This is a genomic window from Haloactinopolyspora alba (assembly GCF_003014555.1).
In the GTDB taxonomy this organism is placed as follows: Bacteria; Actinomycetota; Actinomycetes; order Jiangellales; family Jiangellaceae; genus Haloactinopolyspora; species Haloactinopolyspora alba.
The window spans coordinates 43089-59466 of the sequence record NZ_PYGE01000007.1 but is presented as its reverse complement, the minus strand read 5'-3'; the positions used below and the strand labels follow the sequence as shown (position 1 = coordinate 59466).

The window sequence follows — 16378 nt, the reverse complement described above, 5'->3', positions numbered from 1 at the left end:
AGCCGGCACATGCCACCGAAGTCGGATCCCTCCCTCCGACCTTGGTCAGGGTTCCCCTGACCCGCTCGGGCTTCGCGACGGGTCGTCGGCCGCGCGATGCCGTCGACGACCCGTCGCGCCTCCTGCCGGAGTCGCAGCGACCACGTCACCAGGCTTTCCAGCGCGTCACCAGGCCTGTAGGGGTAGTGACGCGCTGGAACTCCATGGAGAACGTGATCATTTCACATCGGTGTCAGGACTCGAACGCCTCGGGTGCCGGGCAGGAACAGACCAGGTGCCGGTCTCCGTACGCGCCGTCGATGCGGCCCACCGGAGGCCAGTACTTGTCCCCGCGCACCGACCGGATCGGGTAGACGGCGGTCTCGCGCTCGTACGGGTGCTCCCACGAGCCGATGAGCGACTCCGCGGTGTGCGGCGCGCCGGTCAGCGGGTTGTCGTCGGCGGGCCAGTCGCCGGCGGCGACCTTGTCCGCCTCGGCCCGGATGGCGATCATCGCGTCGCAGAACCGGTCGAGCTCGGCCTTGTCCTCCGACTCGGTCGGCTCGATCATGAGCGTCCCCGCCACCGGGAACGACATCGTCGGAGCGTGGAAGCCGTAGTCGATCAGCCGTTTGGCGACGTCGTCGACCGTGATGCCGCTGGACTTCGTCAGCTGCCGAAGGTCGACGATGCACTCGTGCGCGACCAGCCCGTTGCGGCCCGCGTACAGCACCGGGAAGTGCCCGGCCAGCCGCGCGGCCACGTAGTTCGCGTTCAGCACCGCCGTCTGCGTCGCCAGCTTCAACCCCTCCGGGCCCATCATCCGGATGTAGGCCCACGGGATCGGCAGGATCGACGCCGAGCCGAACGGAGCGCCGGAGATCGGCCCGACGCCGCTGGCCGGGCCCGCCTCCGGCAGCATCGGATGGTTCGGCAGGTACGGCGACAGGTGCGCGCGCACCCCGATCGGCCCGACGCCCGGACCACCGCCGCCGTGCGGGATGCAGAACGTCTTGTGCAGGTTCAGGTGACTGACGTCGGCGCCGAACTCACCCGGCTTGGCCAGCCCGAGCAGCGCGTTCAGGTTCGCCCCGTCGACGTAGACCTGTCCCCCAGCCTCGTGCACCCGCCGGGCGATCTCGGTGATGCCCTCCTCGTACACGCCGTGCGTGGACGGGTAGGTCACCATGATCGCCGCGAGCCGGTCGCCGTGCTCGTCGATCTTCGCCTGCAGGCTGTCCAGATCGACCGCGCCGTCCTCGTCGGCGGCGACCACCACCACGCGCATCCCGGCCATCACCGCCGACGCGGCGTTGGTGCCGTGCGCGCTGGACGGGATCAGGCACACGTCGCGCTGGTCGTCACCGTTGGCGCGATGGTAGGCGCGGATGGCCAGCAACCCCGCCAGCTCGCCCTGCGACCCGGCGTTCGGCTGAATGGACACGGTGTCGTAGCCGGTGAGCGTGGCCAGCCACTGCTCCAGCTGGCGGATCATGGCCACGTAGCCGTCGGCCTGCTCGACCGGCGCGAACGGGTGGATGCCGGCGAAGCCCGGCCAGGTGATCGGCTCCATCTCGGTCGCCGCGTTCAGCTTCATGGTGCACGAACCCAGCGGGATCATGCCGCGGTCGAGCGCGTAGTCCTTGTCCGAGAGCCGCCGCAGATACCGCAGCATCGACGTCTCGGACCGGTGCGAGTTGAACACCGGATGCGTGAGGTAGGCGCTGCCGCGACGCAGCCCGGCCGGCAATGCCTCCGCCTCGGTGGGCAGCTGCGGCGACTCGATGCCGAACGCCTTCAGCACCCGCCGCAGGTCGACATCGGTGGTCACCTCGTCACACGCCACCCGGACCAGGTCGGTCCCGGCGACGCCCACGTTCACGCCGAGCTCGCCCGCGTCGGCGGCGACGGCCTCGGCACGGCCGGGCACCCGCGCCAGGACGGTGTCGAAGAACGTGTCGTGCACGACCTCGACGCCGCCGGCACGCAACGCCGTGGCCAGCCCGGCCGCCTGCCGGTGCACCCGGCCGGCGATGTCGCGCAGACCGTCCGGACCGTGCCACACCGCGTACATGGAGGCCACCACCGCCAGCAGGACCTGCGCGGTGCAGATGTTCGACGTCGCCTTCTCGCGGCGGATGTGCTGCTCTCGCGTCTGCAGGGCGAGCCGGTAGGCGGGCGCACCGTGCACGTCCTTCGACACGCCCACGAGACGGCCCGGCAGGCCGCGCTCGAGACCGGTGCGCACAGCCATGTAGCCGGCGTGCGGGCCGCCGTAACCGAGCGGCACGCCGAACCGCTGCGACGAACCGACGACCACGTCGGCTCCGAGCTCACCGGGCGGCGTCACCAGCGTCATCGCCAGCAGATCGGCGGCGACCGTCACCAGGGCGCCGCGTTCGTGCGCCTCCTCGGTGATCGTACGCAGGTCGCGGACCCGGCCGGATGCGCCCGGATACTGCACGAGCACGCCGAACACGTCACCGTCCGGCAGACCGTCGTCGAGGTCGGCCACCCGCACGGACAGTCCGAGCGGTTCGGCACGCGTCCGGACGACGGCGATGGTCTGCGGCAGGCAGTCCTCGTCGACGACCAGCACGCCGCCCTCGCCTCGCACCGCGCGGCGCATCAGCGTCATCGCCTCGGCGGCCGCCGTCGACTCGTCGAGCAGGCTCGAGTTGGCGGTCGGCAACCCGGAGAGGTCGGCGACCATCGTCTGGTAGTTCAGCAGCGCCTCGAGCCGGCCCTGCGAGATCTCCGGCTGATACGGCGTGTAGGCGGTGTACCAGGCCGGGCTCTCGAGGACCCGGCGCAGCACCACCTGCGGGGTGATCGTGTCGGAGTACCCGAGTCCGATCATCTGGGTCTGGCGCTGGTTCCGCCGCGACAGTGCGCGCAGCTCGTCCAGTGCCTCGAGTTCGGTGCTCGCGGGCGGCAGGTCGAGGGCGTCGATGCTGCGGATCGCCTGTGGCACGGCCGCGTCGACCAGTGCGTCGAGCGATTCGTAACCCACCGCGTCGAGCATCTTCGCGATCTCGTCGTCGCGCGGACCGACGTGCCGCGCGACGAACGGCGCGTCGCCGGAAGTCTGAGCCAACGGTTGGAACATGAACGGAGCTCCTCGGTCACGGGTGCGAGTGCTCCCCCTCTGTTGTCGCCGCCGTCGGCGACTCCAGAGCGGCCTCGCCCGACCGGTCCTGGGTGCCTGAGAGGTTGACGGGGAAGTTGCCCCTTCGGCGCTTCGTACCCGCGTACGAAGACTCTCCCGGCCAGAGTCGACGGCTCTTACCCAGCATAACCCGATTCCGCCAGGAACAGCCCTCCGCTCCCGTTCGGCTCCCCTGGGAATGATCACGTTCCGCATGGAATTCCCTGCGTCACCACCCTTTCAGGCCTGGTGATGCGTGGAAAAGCCTAGTGGTGGACCCACGGCTCGGCTGCTCGTCAGAACCCCGGCTCCCGCAAAGCGGTGGGACGGCACGGGGACGGCTCGACACTCGGCGGAACCGCCGCGTCACCACGTCGCCGCGGCACCGTTGACGTTGGATACATCAGCTTGGCCGGCGTCGACATCACGAGGCTTCTGCACGCATCACTAGGCCTGAAAGGGTGGTGACGCAGGGAATTCCATGCGGGACGTGATCATTCCCAGCCGGCGTGGCGGGCGGGTGTGGTGGCCCGGGAACGGGGGCCAGCCGTGGATCATGCGCCCGCGGCGCGGGCACGACGGCGGGCCGCGAGCTGATCGCCCGGATGCTCGGGCGGCTCCTCGTCGGCACGGACGGCCGGCAGCTCGTGCAGACTCGCCTCGATCTCGCGCCAGACGCGGCCCACCGCGATCCCGAAGACGCCCTGCCCGCCCTGCACGAGGTCGACGACCTCGTCGGCCGACGTGCACTCGTAAACGCTGGCGCCGTCACTCATCAGGGTGATGCCGGCGAGGTCCTCCACGCCACGATCGCGCAGGTGCTGCACCGCCTGGCGGATCTGCTGCAACGAGACGCCGGTGTCGAGGAGTCGTTTGACGATCTTCAGCACCAGGATGTCCTGGAACGAGTACAGCCGCTGACTGCCGGAGCCGGTCGCGTTGCGCACGGTGGGTTCGACGAGGCCGGTCCGCGCCCAGTAGTCGAGCTGCCGGTACGTGATCCCGGCGGCGTTACATGCCGTGGGCCCGCGGTAACCGACGTCCTCGGGCACCGGGCCGACCATTCCTTCGAACAGCAGCCCCTGCTGGGTGAGATGTCCCGCGCCGCCAGGCGCTGTCGACGCCGGCCGTCCGGGCCCGCCCGCCGTACCCGTCCCGGATGTGCTGTCTGCGCTCACGCCGACCCCTTCATCGTCAATCCCCTGGCGTCCCGCCACGGCGGTGCACTCGCCGGGATGGCCCACGAGTGTTACATCAGTGACGTTAGGCCCGCCCCCGACAGGGGTCAACGCAACACGCGGCAACTCTCAAGCTCAACTTCAGCTCGAGGCCGAAACGGAGCCGGCACCCGCCGCCCGGCACCGCGTCAGCTGAAGTCCTCCGGCGTCACCTGTTCCAGGAACTCCCGGAACCGGGCCACCTCGTCTTCCTCCTCTTCCTCCGAGTCCGGATCCGCCATCAGCACTCCGGCCTCGTCGAGCAGCGGCTCGGAAGCGTAGATCGGCGTCCCCGTGCGCAACGCGAGCGCGATCGAGTCCGACGGGCGCGAGCTGACCTCGTACCCGCCCGACAACACCAGCTCGGCGTAGTAAGTGTTGTCGCGCACTTCGGTGATCCGCACCTGCTCGAGATCGACCCCGACCGTGTCGAGCACGTCCTTGAACAGGTCGTGCGTCATCGGGCGCGGTGGCACCACCCCCTGCTGGGCGAAGGCGATCGCCGTCGCCTCCACGGCGCCGATCCAGATGGGCAGGTACCGCTGCCCGCCGACCTCGCGGAGCAGCACGATCGGCTGGTTGGAGGGCATCTCTACACGTACACCCACGACGTCAAGCTCATGCACGGGTTCCACACTACTCCTGAGCGACCCCGGTGCCAGAGACGTCGGCGAGGTCCGTTGGCCATCACCAGGACTTCGTATGCGTCACCAGGCCTGCAAGGGTGGTGACGCAGGGAATTCCATGCGGAACGTGATCATTCCGCAATCCGGGTGTCAGCGAGAGCGGACGCGGCGGATGCCGGCTTCGACGAGGGCGGCGTGCAGCCGCACGGTCAGGCGGGCCACCTGATCGGCCGACTCGTCGGCGCGCCCCTGCGCGTCGGCGCCGCGCTGCTTGCGCATCGGCGCCACGACCTGCTCGACGAGGTCGACCTCGCGCTCGGCGGCGGTACGAACCGCGCGCAGGTGCCGTGGCTGCAGCCCGAACTCGGCCAGCTCGCCGACGGTGCGCGCGACCATCAGCGCCTCGGCGTCGTAGGTGCCGCCACGACCGGCGCTGACCAGGCCGTAGGACTCGAGCTCGGCCAGCAGCTCCTCGGTGATCGCTGCGGCCTCGAGCAGCGACGAGCGAGACAGCACGACCTCGTTCGGGTCGGACGCCGGGCCGGCGGCGGTGTACGGGGTGACCGTGCTGGCGCCCTCGGTCACCAGTTCCATGCCGCGGTCGAGCTGTTCGAGCTGTTCCTTGATGACCCGCAACGGCAGGTAGTGGTCGCGCTGGACCGTGAGCACGTAGCGCAGCCGCGCGACGTCGTCGGCGGTGAACCGCCGGTATCCCGACGGCGACCGCTGCGGCTCGACCAGCCCTTCGGTCTCGAGGAACCGGATCTTGGAAATGCTCACATCGGGAAAGTCCTGGCGCAGCTGCGCCAGGACTTCGCCGATGCTCATCGTCTCCGGAGCCTGCCGCGCCGCGCCCCTACCGGCCTCGCCGGGGGCACGTGCTTCGGCTGGGCTCACCTCGGTCCGCCTCCGAACCCTTGCTGACTGGAGTAGTAGACAAGACGATACTTGCCGATCTGGACTTCGTCCCCGTTGTTCAACACAACCTCGTCGATCCGGTCGCGATTGACGTAGGTGCCGTTCAGGCTACCCACGTCGGAGACGACGAATCCGCCCGGCATACGACGGAACTCGGCGTGCCGGCGCGACACCGTCACGTCGTCGAGGAAGATGTCCGAGTCCGGGTGCCGGCCGGCGCTGACGACGTCGGTGTCGAGCAGGAACCGGCTGCCCGCGTTGGGACCCCGCAGCACCACCAGCAGCGCACTCCCTGCCGGTAGCGCGTCGACGGCCGCCTGATCGGCCGTGGCGAGGTCGCTGCCGTCCTCACGCTCGCCCCGTTCGGGCTCGTCACGGACCGTCGCCATGGTGCTGGTCGAGTCACCCGGCGCTTCCGCGGGCTGCGAGGCGGTGACCAGAGGCGTCCCACACTGGGAGCAGAACTTCGCATCGGTCGGGTTTTGGTGACCGCACTGGGTGCAGAACGGCATCGGCATGGCCTCCCGCCACGGCTTCCCGTGGCTCGAGTCGTCGGCGAGTCGGGTGTCGTCGAGTGACCCTCGACCTTCGCCTGAGAGTTTACGGATGCTGGCAACCTAGGACCGGCACGGCCAGGGGTCAACTGGCCTCGACGAGCCGGCTCGCCGGACTCACACGTCGCTCACCCCTCGACCTGCGCTCGATAGTCCGCGGCGGTCAGCAGTCCCTCCAGCGCCGACTCGTCGGACGGGATCATCTCGATCATCCATCCGGCGCCGTAGGGCTCGGCGTTGACCTGTTCCGGAGAGGCGTCGAGATCGTCGTTGCGCGCCACGACCGTGCCGGAGACCGGCGCGTACAGCTCACTGACGCTCTTGGTCGACTCCAACTCGCCGCAGACGTCGTCGGCGGTCAGCTCGTCGCCGACGGCGGGCAACTGGACGTAGACGATGTCACCCAACTGTTCCTGGGCGAAGTGCGTGATGCCGATGCGGACGCTGCCCTCCGCCTCACCGGGACTACGCACCCACTCGTGTTTCGAGGTGTACCTCAGGTCGTCGGGATACAACGAAATCTGCCTCCTCCACGGCACACGCCGGTTGTCGAATTCATGAGCGAATCACTGGGAGCGCCGGTCAATCGTCCTCGTCCTCCGGCGCCGGGCGAGCGTACTGATGGGGCTGCGGCTCGTGCAACACGTCCACTGTCAGCTCGTTGTACTCGGTCACCGTGGCCTGTGCCTTCTGGTCCTCGATGCGCGAGACGATGCCCTTGGTGAACGACATCGCCCCGGCCAGGGTGCCGGGATCACCGATGGCCACGACATTGTACGGCGGCTCGACCATGGTGCCGCCGATGTTCATGGCTCCGTCCTCCGGTCCCAGGAAGTACGTGTCGTGCACCACACGCACGGCCGAGTCGTTGCCGTCGCCGAGGATCTGGATCGCCTCGGCGCCGGCGTCGCGCAGCTCCTGGATCGCGCTGTACATCAGCACCGAGTTCACCCGGTGGTCCGGGTCGGTGATGGTCATGATGATGCCCGGTCCGGTGGCCGGGACGGTGCCGGCCAGTACTCCGACGACCCGTGCGCGCTCCTGGGCCTGCTTGAGCGCGTCCGTTTCGCTGTCGGCGCCGCTGACGAGGTCACGCCGGTCGGCTTCGAGGCTGGCGACCTGGTCCTCCAGGCGCTCGGACTGCCGCCGCAGCCCGTCCAGGATCTGCACGAGGTCGTCGCGGCGCGCGTTGGCCAGCGCTTCGTCGTCGTCGGCTCGCACCTGCACGACCGCGGCGAACGCCAGCAGCCCGACGAGCAGCCCGACGCCGATGTGCCCGGTGTCCGGGCGCTTGCTCAGCGCCCGCCACAGCCGCTTCAGCCCCGACGGCGCCGCGGGGGTGAACCGCGGCGGTTTCCTGCCCGTCGTGGACTCGTCGGTGCGCGGCTCCTGATCAGGCATGGAACACGAGCCGCCTGATGGTCGCGACGTTGGTGAAGATGCGGATGCCCAGTACCACGATGACCGCGGTGGACAGCTGCGAGCCGACGCCGAGCTGGTCACCCAGGAACACGATGAACGCGGCGATGAGCACGTTGGCGATGAACGAGACGACGAACACCTTGTCGTTGAAGATGCCCTCCATCACCGCGCGGACTCCGCCGAACACCGCGTCGAGCGCGGCGACGATGGCGATGGGCAGGTACGGCTGCAGCTCGAGCGGGACGGACACGTCGAACGCCAGCCCGGCGAGCACGCCGAGCAGAACTCCGGCCAGAGGGATCACGTGGCCTCCCCGGGCTTGGCGTAGATCAGCGAGGTGCTGCCGGCGGGAACCGTCAACGACTCCGCGGACTGCACGTCGAAGGGCAAGCTGAAGTAGCGCAACCACGAAGCGCCGGTGCCGTCGCCGAACTCGCTGGGCAACGACCGCGAGTCGCCGATCGCGGTGATCTCGTACGGCGCCTGGGTGGGACGGTAGTTGATCTTCATGACGTTGTCGACCCGCCGGATGGCGGTCAGCGCGGTGATGCGCTGCCCGTTGATGCTGACGGCCTCGGCCCCGGCGGCCCACAGCCCGTTGACGGCCTGCTGCAGGTCGATGTCCTGGACGAGCGCGTCGTTCGGGTCCTCGTAGCTCTCCGGGTTCTCCGCATTGTCGACGGTGACCACCACTCCGGGTCCGGTCACCGCCATACTCCCCGCGCGCGCCTGCAACTGCCGTACCTCATCGCGCAATTGTCGCCCAGCCGCCGAGTTCTCGAGCAGCGAGGCCTCGAGACCGCTGATCTCGGACTCCAACGACGCGACCGTCTCCTGCAACCGGCTCACGTTGTCGTCCTCGGCGTGGATCCGCTCGATCAGGCTCTGCCGCTCGGCCGAGACGACGTCGGCGGTGGCTCGCACCTGCAACGCCGCCATGGTCAGCAGCAGGCCCAGCGCGACGGTGCCGAGGATCAGGGCAGGCGAGAAGCGCAGCTGTCCGACGCTGGCCGGGTCTTCACCGGCCGCGCGCCGGCGAGCCGCGACGTCCTCGTACCCCGGCTCCAGCGGTTTCGCGAACAGGTCGTTGAGCAGTGACATCGACTCGTCCGGCCGCCGTTGCGGGGGCGTACCGGAATCTTGCCCTGTCACCACTGCCCCATGCTCGCACGACCCGGTGTCAGGACCGCACGCGCCGGTGCCGTCCCACTCACGATGTCGCTCCTTCCTCACGGACCACGTTCCGTGCCTGGATGACGTACAGCGCCGCCGCCCACCAGTACAACGCGACGCCCCAGATCGCGAACGCCCAGCCGAACACCCGGGCCAGCAGCGGCAACGTCCCGTCACCGTCCCCCCACAGCAGCAGCGGGAACGCGTACAGCAGGCAGAACGTCGCCGACTTGCCCAGGAAGTGCACCGGCAGTCCGGTGATGCCGCGCCGGGCGCGTACGAACGCCACCACCACCGCCATCGCGACGTCCCGGCCGACCAGCAGGATGGCGAACCACAACGGGATGACCTCGCGCAACGTCAGCGCGACGATGGTGGTGAAGATGTACAACCGATCGGCCAGCGGGTCAAGTAGTTGACCGACCCGGCTGATCTGATTCCAGCGTCGCGCCAGTTTGCCGTCGAGATAGTCGGTGAACCCGGAGGCGGCGAGGACGATGATGGCCCAGGTGTCCGCCTCCTCGACGAGCACCAGCCACAGGAACAGCGGGACGCCGAGCAGCCGGAGGACCGAAAGCAGGTTCGGGACCGTCAGGACCCGATTGGTCTGCACCCCCGTCTCTTGGACGTCCACGGCGCCGCCTCTCCCGCATCATCGCTGTCCGCACCCGGTGTTTCGAACCAAGGTACCCCGTTCACCCGCGCCCGCGTGACACCGTCCGCCCGGTCCCTACCCAGGGTGTGGATCGGATCCTCCGCACGGAGGACACGGCAGCGGACCGGGGCCGGTCCCGAGGCGTCGAAACGGACCGAAGGCCGCGACGGTCAGCGGTTCGGCACCTCGATCGGCGCCGCGTCGAGGAACGTCCGCGCCGCGACCTCGTCCGCGTCGTCGACCAGCCACAGGAGCAGACGCGCCGAGGCCACCGCCCCTGGCGGCGGGATCTCGACACGGGTCGCCGCACTGAGGACGAACGGCTCCGCCTTCACCGTTCCCGACTCGGCCGCGAGCTCGTGGCAGCCGGCACCGAGGGGCGTTCCCGGTGGCGCCCATGCCGCGCGCACGCGTCCCGCGATCGCGCCCGTCCCGTGATGGGAGACGTGGACGTCGAGCGTGACCGGGGCGTCGGGCACGCGCATGTCGGCGCCGGCGTGGGCGGGGACGAGGTCGACCACCAGGACGGTCTCGCTGTTCACGTCGCACGGACGCAGCCCGCCGAGGTCCTTGCGCGTGCGGTCGGCGCCGAAGATACCGGCCATCTCGTGCTCGACGTCGGTCAGCTCGGTGTACACGTAGCCGGCGAACCGGTCGTGCCGGCGCAGTTCCTGTGTTTGCCACCGCAGCTGCCAGGCGCGCTCGAGGCTGGTGAAGCCCGCGCCGTACTCGCTGTTCAGGACAGGCAGCCCGGAGCGCGGGTGCTGGGCGCTGCCGTACAGCGGCTTGTCGACGACGAAGTCCGGTCCCAGCTTGACGGGGAAGTCCTCGCGAAAGCCGGCGGCCAGCGCGGCGACGTTGGCCGCCCACGCCGCCGGGTCGTCGTCGTAGTAATGCCAGTCGACGAGGTCGGTCTTGACGTGCGCCCACCCGGAGTTCTCGACGATCGGGCGGGACGGGTCGAGCCGGCGCATCGCGTCGTAGGCCCGTGCGGCCGCCGCCGCGTGCGCGGGAGTGCCGGGGATGTCCCAGTCGAGGCCCCACTCCTCGTTGTAAAGGCCCCAGACGACGATCGACGGATGGTTGCCGTCGCGGTCGACCATGGGCGCGAGCTGCGCCTCGAACGCCAGCGCCGCCTCGTCGCTGTACCGGCTGGGTGCGGGTGGTTCGGCCCACACCAGCATCCCCGTCCGGTCGGCGTGGTGCAGCCAGCGAGGTTCTTCGAGCTTGATGTGCTTGCGCACCAGGTTGTACCCGCACTCGCGGGCGAGCTCCAGATCGCGGACCAGCGCGGCGTCGTCCGGGGCGGTCACGCCGGTGCCGGGCCAGTAGCCCTGGTCGAGCACACCACGCACGTAGAGCCGGTCCCCGTTCAGGTACAGCTGCTCGCCCAGCGCCTCGAACCGCCGCAGGCCGCCGGTCACGGTCACCCGGTCGGCCTCGCCCGTGCCGACAGTGAACTCGAGCGAGTACAGATGCGGATCCGCCGGGCTCCACAGGTGCGGTTCGGCGACGTCGAGCCGGCCATGGACGCGGCCGTCGGCATCGGACACGAGCCGGACCCGCTCGCCGTGAGCCGAGCCGTCGACGATCTCAGCCACCACGGGTGCCTCTGCGGGATCGTCCCCGGCCAGCCGCGCGGTGATGTCGAAACCGGTCAGCGAGTCGCCGCGCACCGCGATCGTGTCGAGGTAGGTGCGTCCGCGGGCCTCGAGCCACACGCTCTGCCAGATCCCCGACGACGGCGTGAACGAGACGCCGTCGTAGTCGTCACGGGGAATCGAACGCTGTTTGCCGTGCGGGATCGCGCGCTTGTCCGCCGGAGCGCGCACGTCCACCCGCAGCTCGTGCGTCTCCCCCGGCGTGAGCAGCTCGGTGACGTCGAACTCGAACGGCTCGTACCCGCCGGTGTGCGAGCCGACGGCGGCGCCGTCGAGCGTCACCCGCGTCTCGTGGTGCACGGCGCCGAAACAGAGGAAAACCCTGGCCCCGGCCCACCCGGCCGGCGCGGTGAGCAGCCGGCGGTACGTCGCCTCCTCGAGCCAGGTCCGCCCGACCCCGGACGCGGCCGTCTCCCAGGCGAACGGGACGACGATCGTCGAGGTGCCTTGCGCGCACTCGAAGTTCCACTCGCCGTTGAGCGGCAGCCAGCGCTGCGAACGGTCGCGGTCGGGACGCGGGTACTCCGCGCGCGGGACGGCAGAGGTCATGGGTGAGGGACCCTTTCGCGGTAGCAGATTTCAGCCCTTGACACTTCCGGCGAGGATGCCGTTGATGAAGTGCCGCTGCAGGGCGACGAAGATGACGAGCAACGGGACGAGAGCGACGGAGGCGGCCGCGAGGAGCTCGCCGGTGATGGTGGCGTAGTCGGCGCCGATCCGGTTGCCGGTGATGTTCTGCGCCAGCGTCGACAGGACGACCTGCAGCGTCGCCATCCGCTCGGAGCTGGCGACCACCACCGGCCAGACGAAGTCGTTGTAGATGTTCATGACCGTCAGCACGGCGAGGCCGGCTAGCGCGGGCTTGATCACCGGCAGGACGACGCGGCGGAAGAGGGCGAACTCGCGGCAGCCGTCCACGCGGGCGGCGTCCAGAAGCTCGTCCGGTACGGCGGCGATCACCTGCCGCATCCAGAAGACGGCGAACGCGTCCACCGCCCCGGGGAGGATGAGCGCCTGGTAGGTGTTGACCCAGCCCAGCTCCTTCATCTGCAGCAGCAGCGGGATGATCAGCACGATGGTCGGCAGCATCAGCGTGATCAGCACGGTGCCGAACAGCATGTTCTTGAGCGGGAACGTGTACTTGGCGAAGCCGTAGGCGGCCAGCGGCGCGAAGAACAGCGTGATCGCGCCCTTGAACACCAGGACCACGGCGGTGTTCAGGAACCCCTGTCCGATCGGGACGTCGGCGAACATCCTGGTGAAGTTGTCGAGCGTCGCGGACGTGGGGTCGAAGCTCAACGGGTCGCTGATGATCCGGTTGGCGGGCTTGAACGCGGAGAGCAGCGCCCAGGCGACCGGCGCCAGGAAGGCGAGAGTCAGCAGCAGCAGGAAGATCTGCGACCGCACCGTCACCAGCGACACTCGGCGCGGGCGAGGGCGTGCGGCGGAGCCGGGCAGCGTGGTCGTCATCGGTCCTCCGCTCGTAACAGCCGCACGAACAGCAGCGAGAGCGCCATCACGATGATCACCAGCAGGAACGAGTTCGCCGCTCCGGTGCCCAGGTCGCCACGGTTGATGTGCTCGTACAGGTGCAGCCCCGCCGTCGTGGTGGAGCCGTACGGACCGCCGTCCGTGACGACGAACGGTTCGGCGAACATCTGGAACACCGCGAGCGTCTGGAGCACGAGCGAGAACATCAGGGTCCGCCGCACCAGCGGGATCGTGATGTTCACGAGCTGCCGTAGCCGCGACGCCCCGTCGATGTCGGCGGCCTCGTAGACGTTCGCGTCGATCGACTGCAGGCCGGACAGCAGGATGATCACGATGAAGCCGGTGGTCTTCCACAGGAACAGCAGTGCCAGCGTGGGCTTGGCCCACAGGCTCGTGGTCAGCCAGCCCACGTCCGGCAGCCCGAACGTGTTGAGGATGGCGTTGACGGCGCCGTAGTCCTGGTCGAACACCACCACCCAGATCTGCGCGACGGCGACCAGGGGCGTGACGAACGGCACCAGGAACGCGACGCGGTAGAAGCTGCGCAGCCGGAGTTTGGCGTTGTCCAGCAGCACAGCGATGACCAGGGCGAGCAGCAGCTGGACGGGAATGATCAGCAGCCACAGCACCGCGGAGTTGCTCACCGAGGACCAGAAGCCCTCGTTGCCGAGCAGGTACGTGTAGTTGTCCCAGCCCACCCACTCGGCGGCTCCGGACCCACGCCAGTCGGTGAAGCTCAGCCGCAGCGTGAACAGCATCGGGTACACGCCGAACGCCGCGAAGATGGCGATGAACGGCAGGACGAAGACGTACGGCGCGAGCTGACGCCGCCACCGTGACCGGTTCGCGCGCCGCTTCGGCGACGGCGACGCGGACGGCGATGCCTGCGTGTCGACGGCGAGTGTCAACGCGACGTCCTCAGCAGTGGGTGCTCGGTGCGGGCGGCGGGCGTCATTGGCGCTCGACCAGGTTCTTCTGGATGTCGGCCGAGGAACGCTCGATCACGTCCCGCGGGGTGAGCTCTCCGTCGAACATCCGCTGCATGTTCGTGCCCAGGTGGTCGACGGCGCCGGCCCACCACGCGGGGATCGGCGCGCCGCCGGGGATCTGCCGCCCGGCCTCGACGGCGACCGACCAGAGGTCCTGTCCGCCCAGCGCGTCGACCGGATCGAACAGCGGCTCGGTGGCGTCGGCGGCGGGCCGGTAGCTCGGGATCGACGTGTTCAGTCCGCCCGGGTAGATGTCGTTCGGTCCCCACACCGCGGTGTAGCCGGCTTCGTCGAACATCAGGAACTCGTAGAACAGCCAGGCGAGCTCGGAGCTCTCGCCTCCCTTCGGCAGGACGAACGAGGAGCCGCCCATCGCGCCGCCGCGTGCCCCGCCTTCCTCCCAGGCGGGCAGCGGCATGGCGCGCCAGTCCCCCGCCGTCTCGGGCAGCAGCTGCTGGGGAGCGAAGCTGAACCAGATCGCCCACGGGTAGAACACCTGCCGGCCGGATTCGAGCGTCTCGATGTCGCTGGGGGTCAGGTACTCGGCGCGGGTGCCCAGCCCTTCGGTGCGGACGGTGTCCAGCCAGCCGAGGATCCGCTCGTACTCCGGCGAGTCCAGGCGCAGTTCGCCGTTCTCGTCGGCGATGCTGGTTCCCAACTGGCTCGCGTACATCTCCAGCTGCAGCTGAGCGAGGAAGGCGCTGCGCTCGAGGTGGATCGGCCCGGAGTCGGGCCGCGCCGACTTGTACTCACGTGCGGCCGCGAGCAGGTCGTCGTACGTCTCGATCCGGGTGGCGTCGATGCCGACCTTCTCCAGTGCCGTCTTGTTGTAGTAGAGCAGGCCCGGGTTGAGATCGAACGGGACGCCGTAGATGCCGCCGTCCAGCGAGTTGACGTCCACCTTCTGCGGTGCGATGTCGTCCACGTACGGCTGCAACACGTCGCTGAGGTCCCACAGGTGCTCGGCGAAGCCCGCGACCTTGGCGTCGTCCAGGAACACCCCGTCCGGCACGTCCGTGCCGGTGATCAGCGTGTTCTGCAACTTGGCGTCGATGTCCACCGCACGGTGGTCGACCTCGATGTCGGGGTACTTCTGGTTGAAGTCGTCGATTGCGGCGTCGAAGACCTTGTAGAGGTCGCCGGAGCGGCTCCAGATGGTGATCTCGCCGCTGGGACTGTCGCCGGTGGGCGCCTGGAGCACGTCCGGGTCGTCGGCCGGCGCCGTCGCGTCGCCGCCGTCGCCGGGGGTGATCTCCGGGCCGCACGCGGCCAGTGCCGTGGCGGCCACGAGAGCCAACGCCGCGGCCACCGGGCGGGGATGACAGGCGCCGACTGGCCGGGCCGTGCGCCGACGCGGGTGGAGCTGGTCCATGAGCACTCCCTCGTGCGTCCGGTAGGCGGTGGCGCGACCGATCCGCACCCCGACTTTTCCAACGTGCGCAAACGCTAGCGGTCGTTTGCCAACGTTGCAAGCCCTATGCTTGTGCCGTCGTCGACGTGGGGAGTTGTTCATGGCAGCGACACTGCGTGATGTTGCGCAGCGCGCACAGGTCTCGGTCCGGACGGTCTCGAACGTCGTGAGCGGGTATCAGCACGTCAGCGAGCAGATGCGCAGACGGGTGCACGCGGCCATCGAGGAGCTCGACTACCGCCCGAACCCGGTCGCCCAAACGCTTCGGACCGGGCGCACCGGCGTGCTGGCCCTGGTCGTCCCCGAGATCGACGTGCCGTACTTCGCGGAGCTGGCGCGCGAGGTCATCGACGCGGCCGCCGCCGTCGGCTACCGGGTGATGATCGACCAGACCGGACACGACCACGAGCGGGAGCGGCGGCTGCTCACCGGCGCCGACCGCACGATGCTCTTCGACGGCGTGCTCTTCAGCCCGCTGGTCACGCGCGCCGAAGTCCTCGAGATGAACCTCAGCAGCACGATGCCGCTGGTGCTGCTCGGTGAACACGAATTCGACGGACGTTACGACCACGTCGCCATCGACAACGTCCGCGCCGCCCAGGACGCCACCGACCATCTGATCGGGCTGGGGCGCAGCCGGATCGCGGCCATCGGGGCACAGCCGGAAGAGAACTACGCGACCCCGCAGCAGCGCACCGCCGGCTACGAGCGTGCCCTGCGCGCCGCCGGCCTGGAACCCCGACGCGACTACCTGCAACCGGCAGCGCACTACCGGCGGGCCGACGGGTACCACGCGGCGCGTGAACTGCTCGCCCTGCCCGACCGCCCGGACGCGATCTTCTGCTACTCGGACCTGCTCGCGATGGGTGCGATGCGCGCGGTGTTCGACGCGGGCTTGGAGGTGCCCGACGACGTCGCTATCGTCGGTGTCGACGACATCGAGGAGGGCCGCTACTCGCGCCCCACCCTGAGCACCGTATCGCTGGACACACCGTTCATCGCACAGCACGCGGTCGCGCGGATCACGACGAGGATCACCGATCCCGACACCCCGGCCGCCGAGCTCACCGCCCCGCACACCGTCCTGGCGCGCGAGAGCACCGAGCACCCCGCTGGATGACGCAACGGCACTGT

14 protein-coding genes, 1 pseudogene and 1 riboswitch are annotated in these 16378 nt (G+C 69.5%); of the genes and pseudogenes, 1 reads left to right on the top strand and 14 read right to left on the bottom strand.

The features are described 5' to 3' along the window. Positions 1-232 precede the first annotated feature (232 nt). The 14 genes and pseudogenes from gcvP to CLV30_RS11310 form a co-directional block, all read right to left on the bottom strand. Positions 233-3088, bottom strand: coding sequence for an aminomethyl-transferring glycine dehydrogenase (gcvP, locus tag CLV30_RS11375; RefSeq protein WP_106537333.1), 2856 nt, complete (start codon positions 3086-3088; stop codon positions 233-235). 73 nt (positions 3089-3161) lie between these two features. Next, positions 3162-3257, bottom strand: a riboswitch (glycine riboswitch). Positions 3258-3681: 424 nt separating this feature from the next. Continuing rightward, positions 3682-4206, bottom strand: coding sequence for a MerR family transcriptional regulator (locus CLV30_RS11370; RefSeq protein WP_420841991.1), 525 nt, complete (start codon positions 4204-4206; stop codon positions 3682-3684). Between the two features lie 287 nt (positions 4207-4493). Further along, the gene (locus CLV30_RS11365) at positions 4494-4970 is read right to left on the bottom strand and encodes a bifunctional nuclease family protein (RefSeq protein ID WP_106537494.1); all 477 of its coding nucleotides are present in this window, start codon (positions 4968-4970) and stop codon (positions 4494-4496) included. A 150-nt stretch (positions 4971-5120) separates the two neighbouring features. Next, complete coding sequence (ftsR, locus tag CLV30_RS11360) at positions 5121-5867, bottom strand: transcriptional regulator FtsR (RefSeq protein WP_211300048.1); 747 nt, start codon at positions 5865-5867, stop codon at positions 5121-5123. Continuing rightward, positions 5864-6484, bottom strand: a pseudogene (locus CLV30_RS27300) (FHA domain-containing protein); the annotation flags it as partial. The pseudogene CLV30_RS27300 and the gene ftsR, both read right to left, overlap by 4 nt. A gap of 86 nt (positions 6485-6570) precedes the next feature. After that, the gene (gene gcvH, locus CLV30_RS11350) at positions 6571-6957 is read right to left on the bottom strand and encodes a glycine cleavage system protein GcvH (RefSeq protein ID WP_129710977.1); all 387 of its coding nucleotides are present in this window, start codon (positions 6955-6957) and stop codon (positions 6571-6573) included. A gap of 67 nt (positions 6958-7024) precedes the next feature. After that, positions 7025-7843, bottom strand: a complete 819-nt coding sequence (locus CLV30_RS11345) for a DUF881 domain-containing protein (RefSeq protein WP_106537330.1) — start codon at positions 7841-7843, stop codon at positions 7025-7027. After that, positions 7836-8168, bottom strand: coding sequence for a small basic family protein (locus CLV30_RS11340; RefSeq protein ID WP_106537329.1), 333 nt, complete (start codon positions 8166-8168; stop codon positions 7836-7838). Before CLV30_RS11340 ends, CLV30_RS11345 begins: the two co-directional genes overlap by 8 nt. After that, entirely contained in the window at positions 8165-9016 is an 852-nt protein-coding gene (locus tag CLV30_RS11335) for a DUF881 domain-containing protein (protein ID WP_129710976.1), read from the bottom strand. The genes CLV30_RS11340 and CLV30_RS11335 overlap by 4 nt, the downstream gene beginning before the upstream one ends. A gap of 58 nt (positions 9017-9074) precedes the next feature. Next, the gene (gene clsA / locus CLV30_RS11330; protein WP_106537327.1) at positions 9075-9671 is read right to left on the bottom strand and encodes a cardiolipin synthase ClsA; all 597 of its coding nucleotides are present in this window, start codon (positions 9669-9671) and stop codon (positions 9075-9077) included. 191 nt (positions 9672-9862) lie between these two features. Further along, a complete protein-coding gene (locus CLV30_RS11325) occupies positions 9863-11902 on the bottom strand; it encodes a glycoside hydrolase family 2 protein (RefSeq protein WP_106537326.1) in 2040 nt (679 codons plus the stop codon). A gap of 30 nt (positions 11903-11932) precedes the next feature. Continuing rightward, entirely contained in the window at positions 11933-12823 is an 891-nt protein-coding gene (locus CLV30_RS11320) for a carbohydrate ABC transporter permease (RefSeq protein ID WP_106537325.1), read from the bottom strand. Next, positions 12820-13752 carry a carbohydrate ABC transporter permease gene (locus CLV30_RS11315; protein ID WP_106537324.1) on the bottom strand — a complete coding sequence of 311 codons (933 nt, stop codon included), beginning with the start codon at positions 13750-13752 and terminating at the stop codon, positions 12820-12822. The genes CLV30_RS11320 and CLV30_RS11315 overlap by 4 nt, the downstream gene beginning before the upstream one ends. Before the next feature lie 43 nt (positions 13753-13795). Next, positions 13796-15205, bottom strand: coding sequence for an ABC transporter substrate-binding protein (locus tag CLV30_RS11310; RefSeq protein WP_106537491.1), 1410 nt, complete (start codon positions 15203-15205; stop codon positions 13796-13798). A 139-nt stretch (positions 15206-15344) separates the two neighbouring features. Between CLV30_RS11310 and CLV30_RS11305 the strand changes: the two genes are divergently transcribed. Next, entirely contained in the window at positions 15345-16364 is a 1020-nt protein-coding gene (locus tag CLV30_RS11305; protein ID WP_106537323.1) for a LacI family DNA-binding transcriptional regulator, read from the top strand. Positions 16365-16378: the final 14 nt, after the last annotated feature.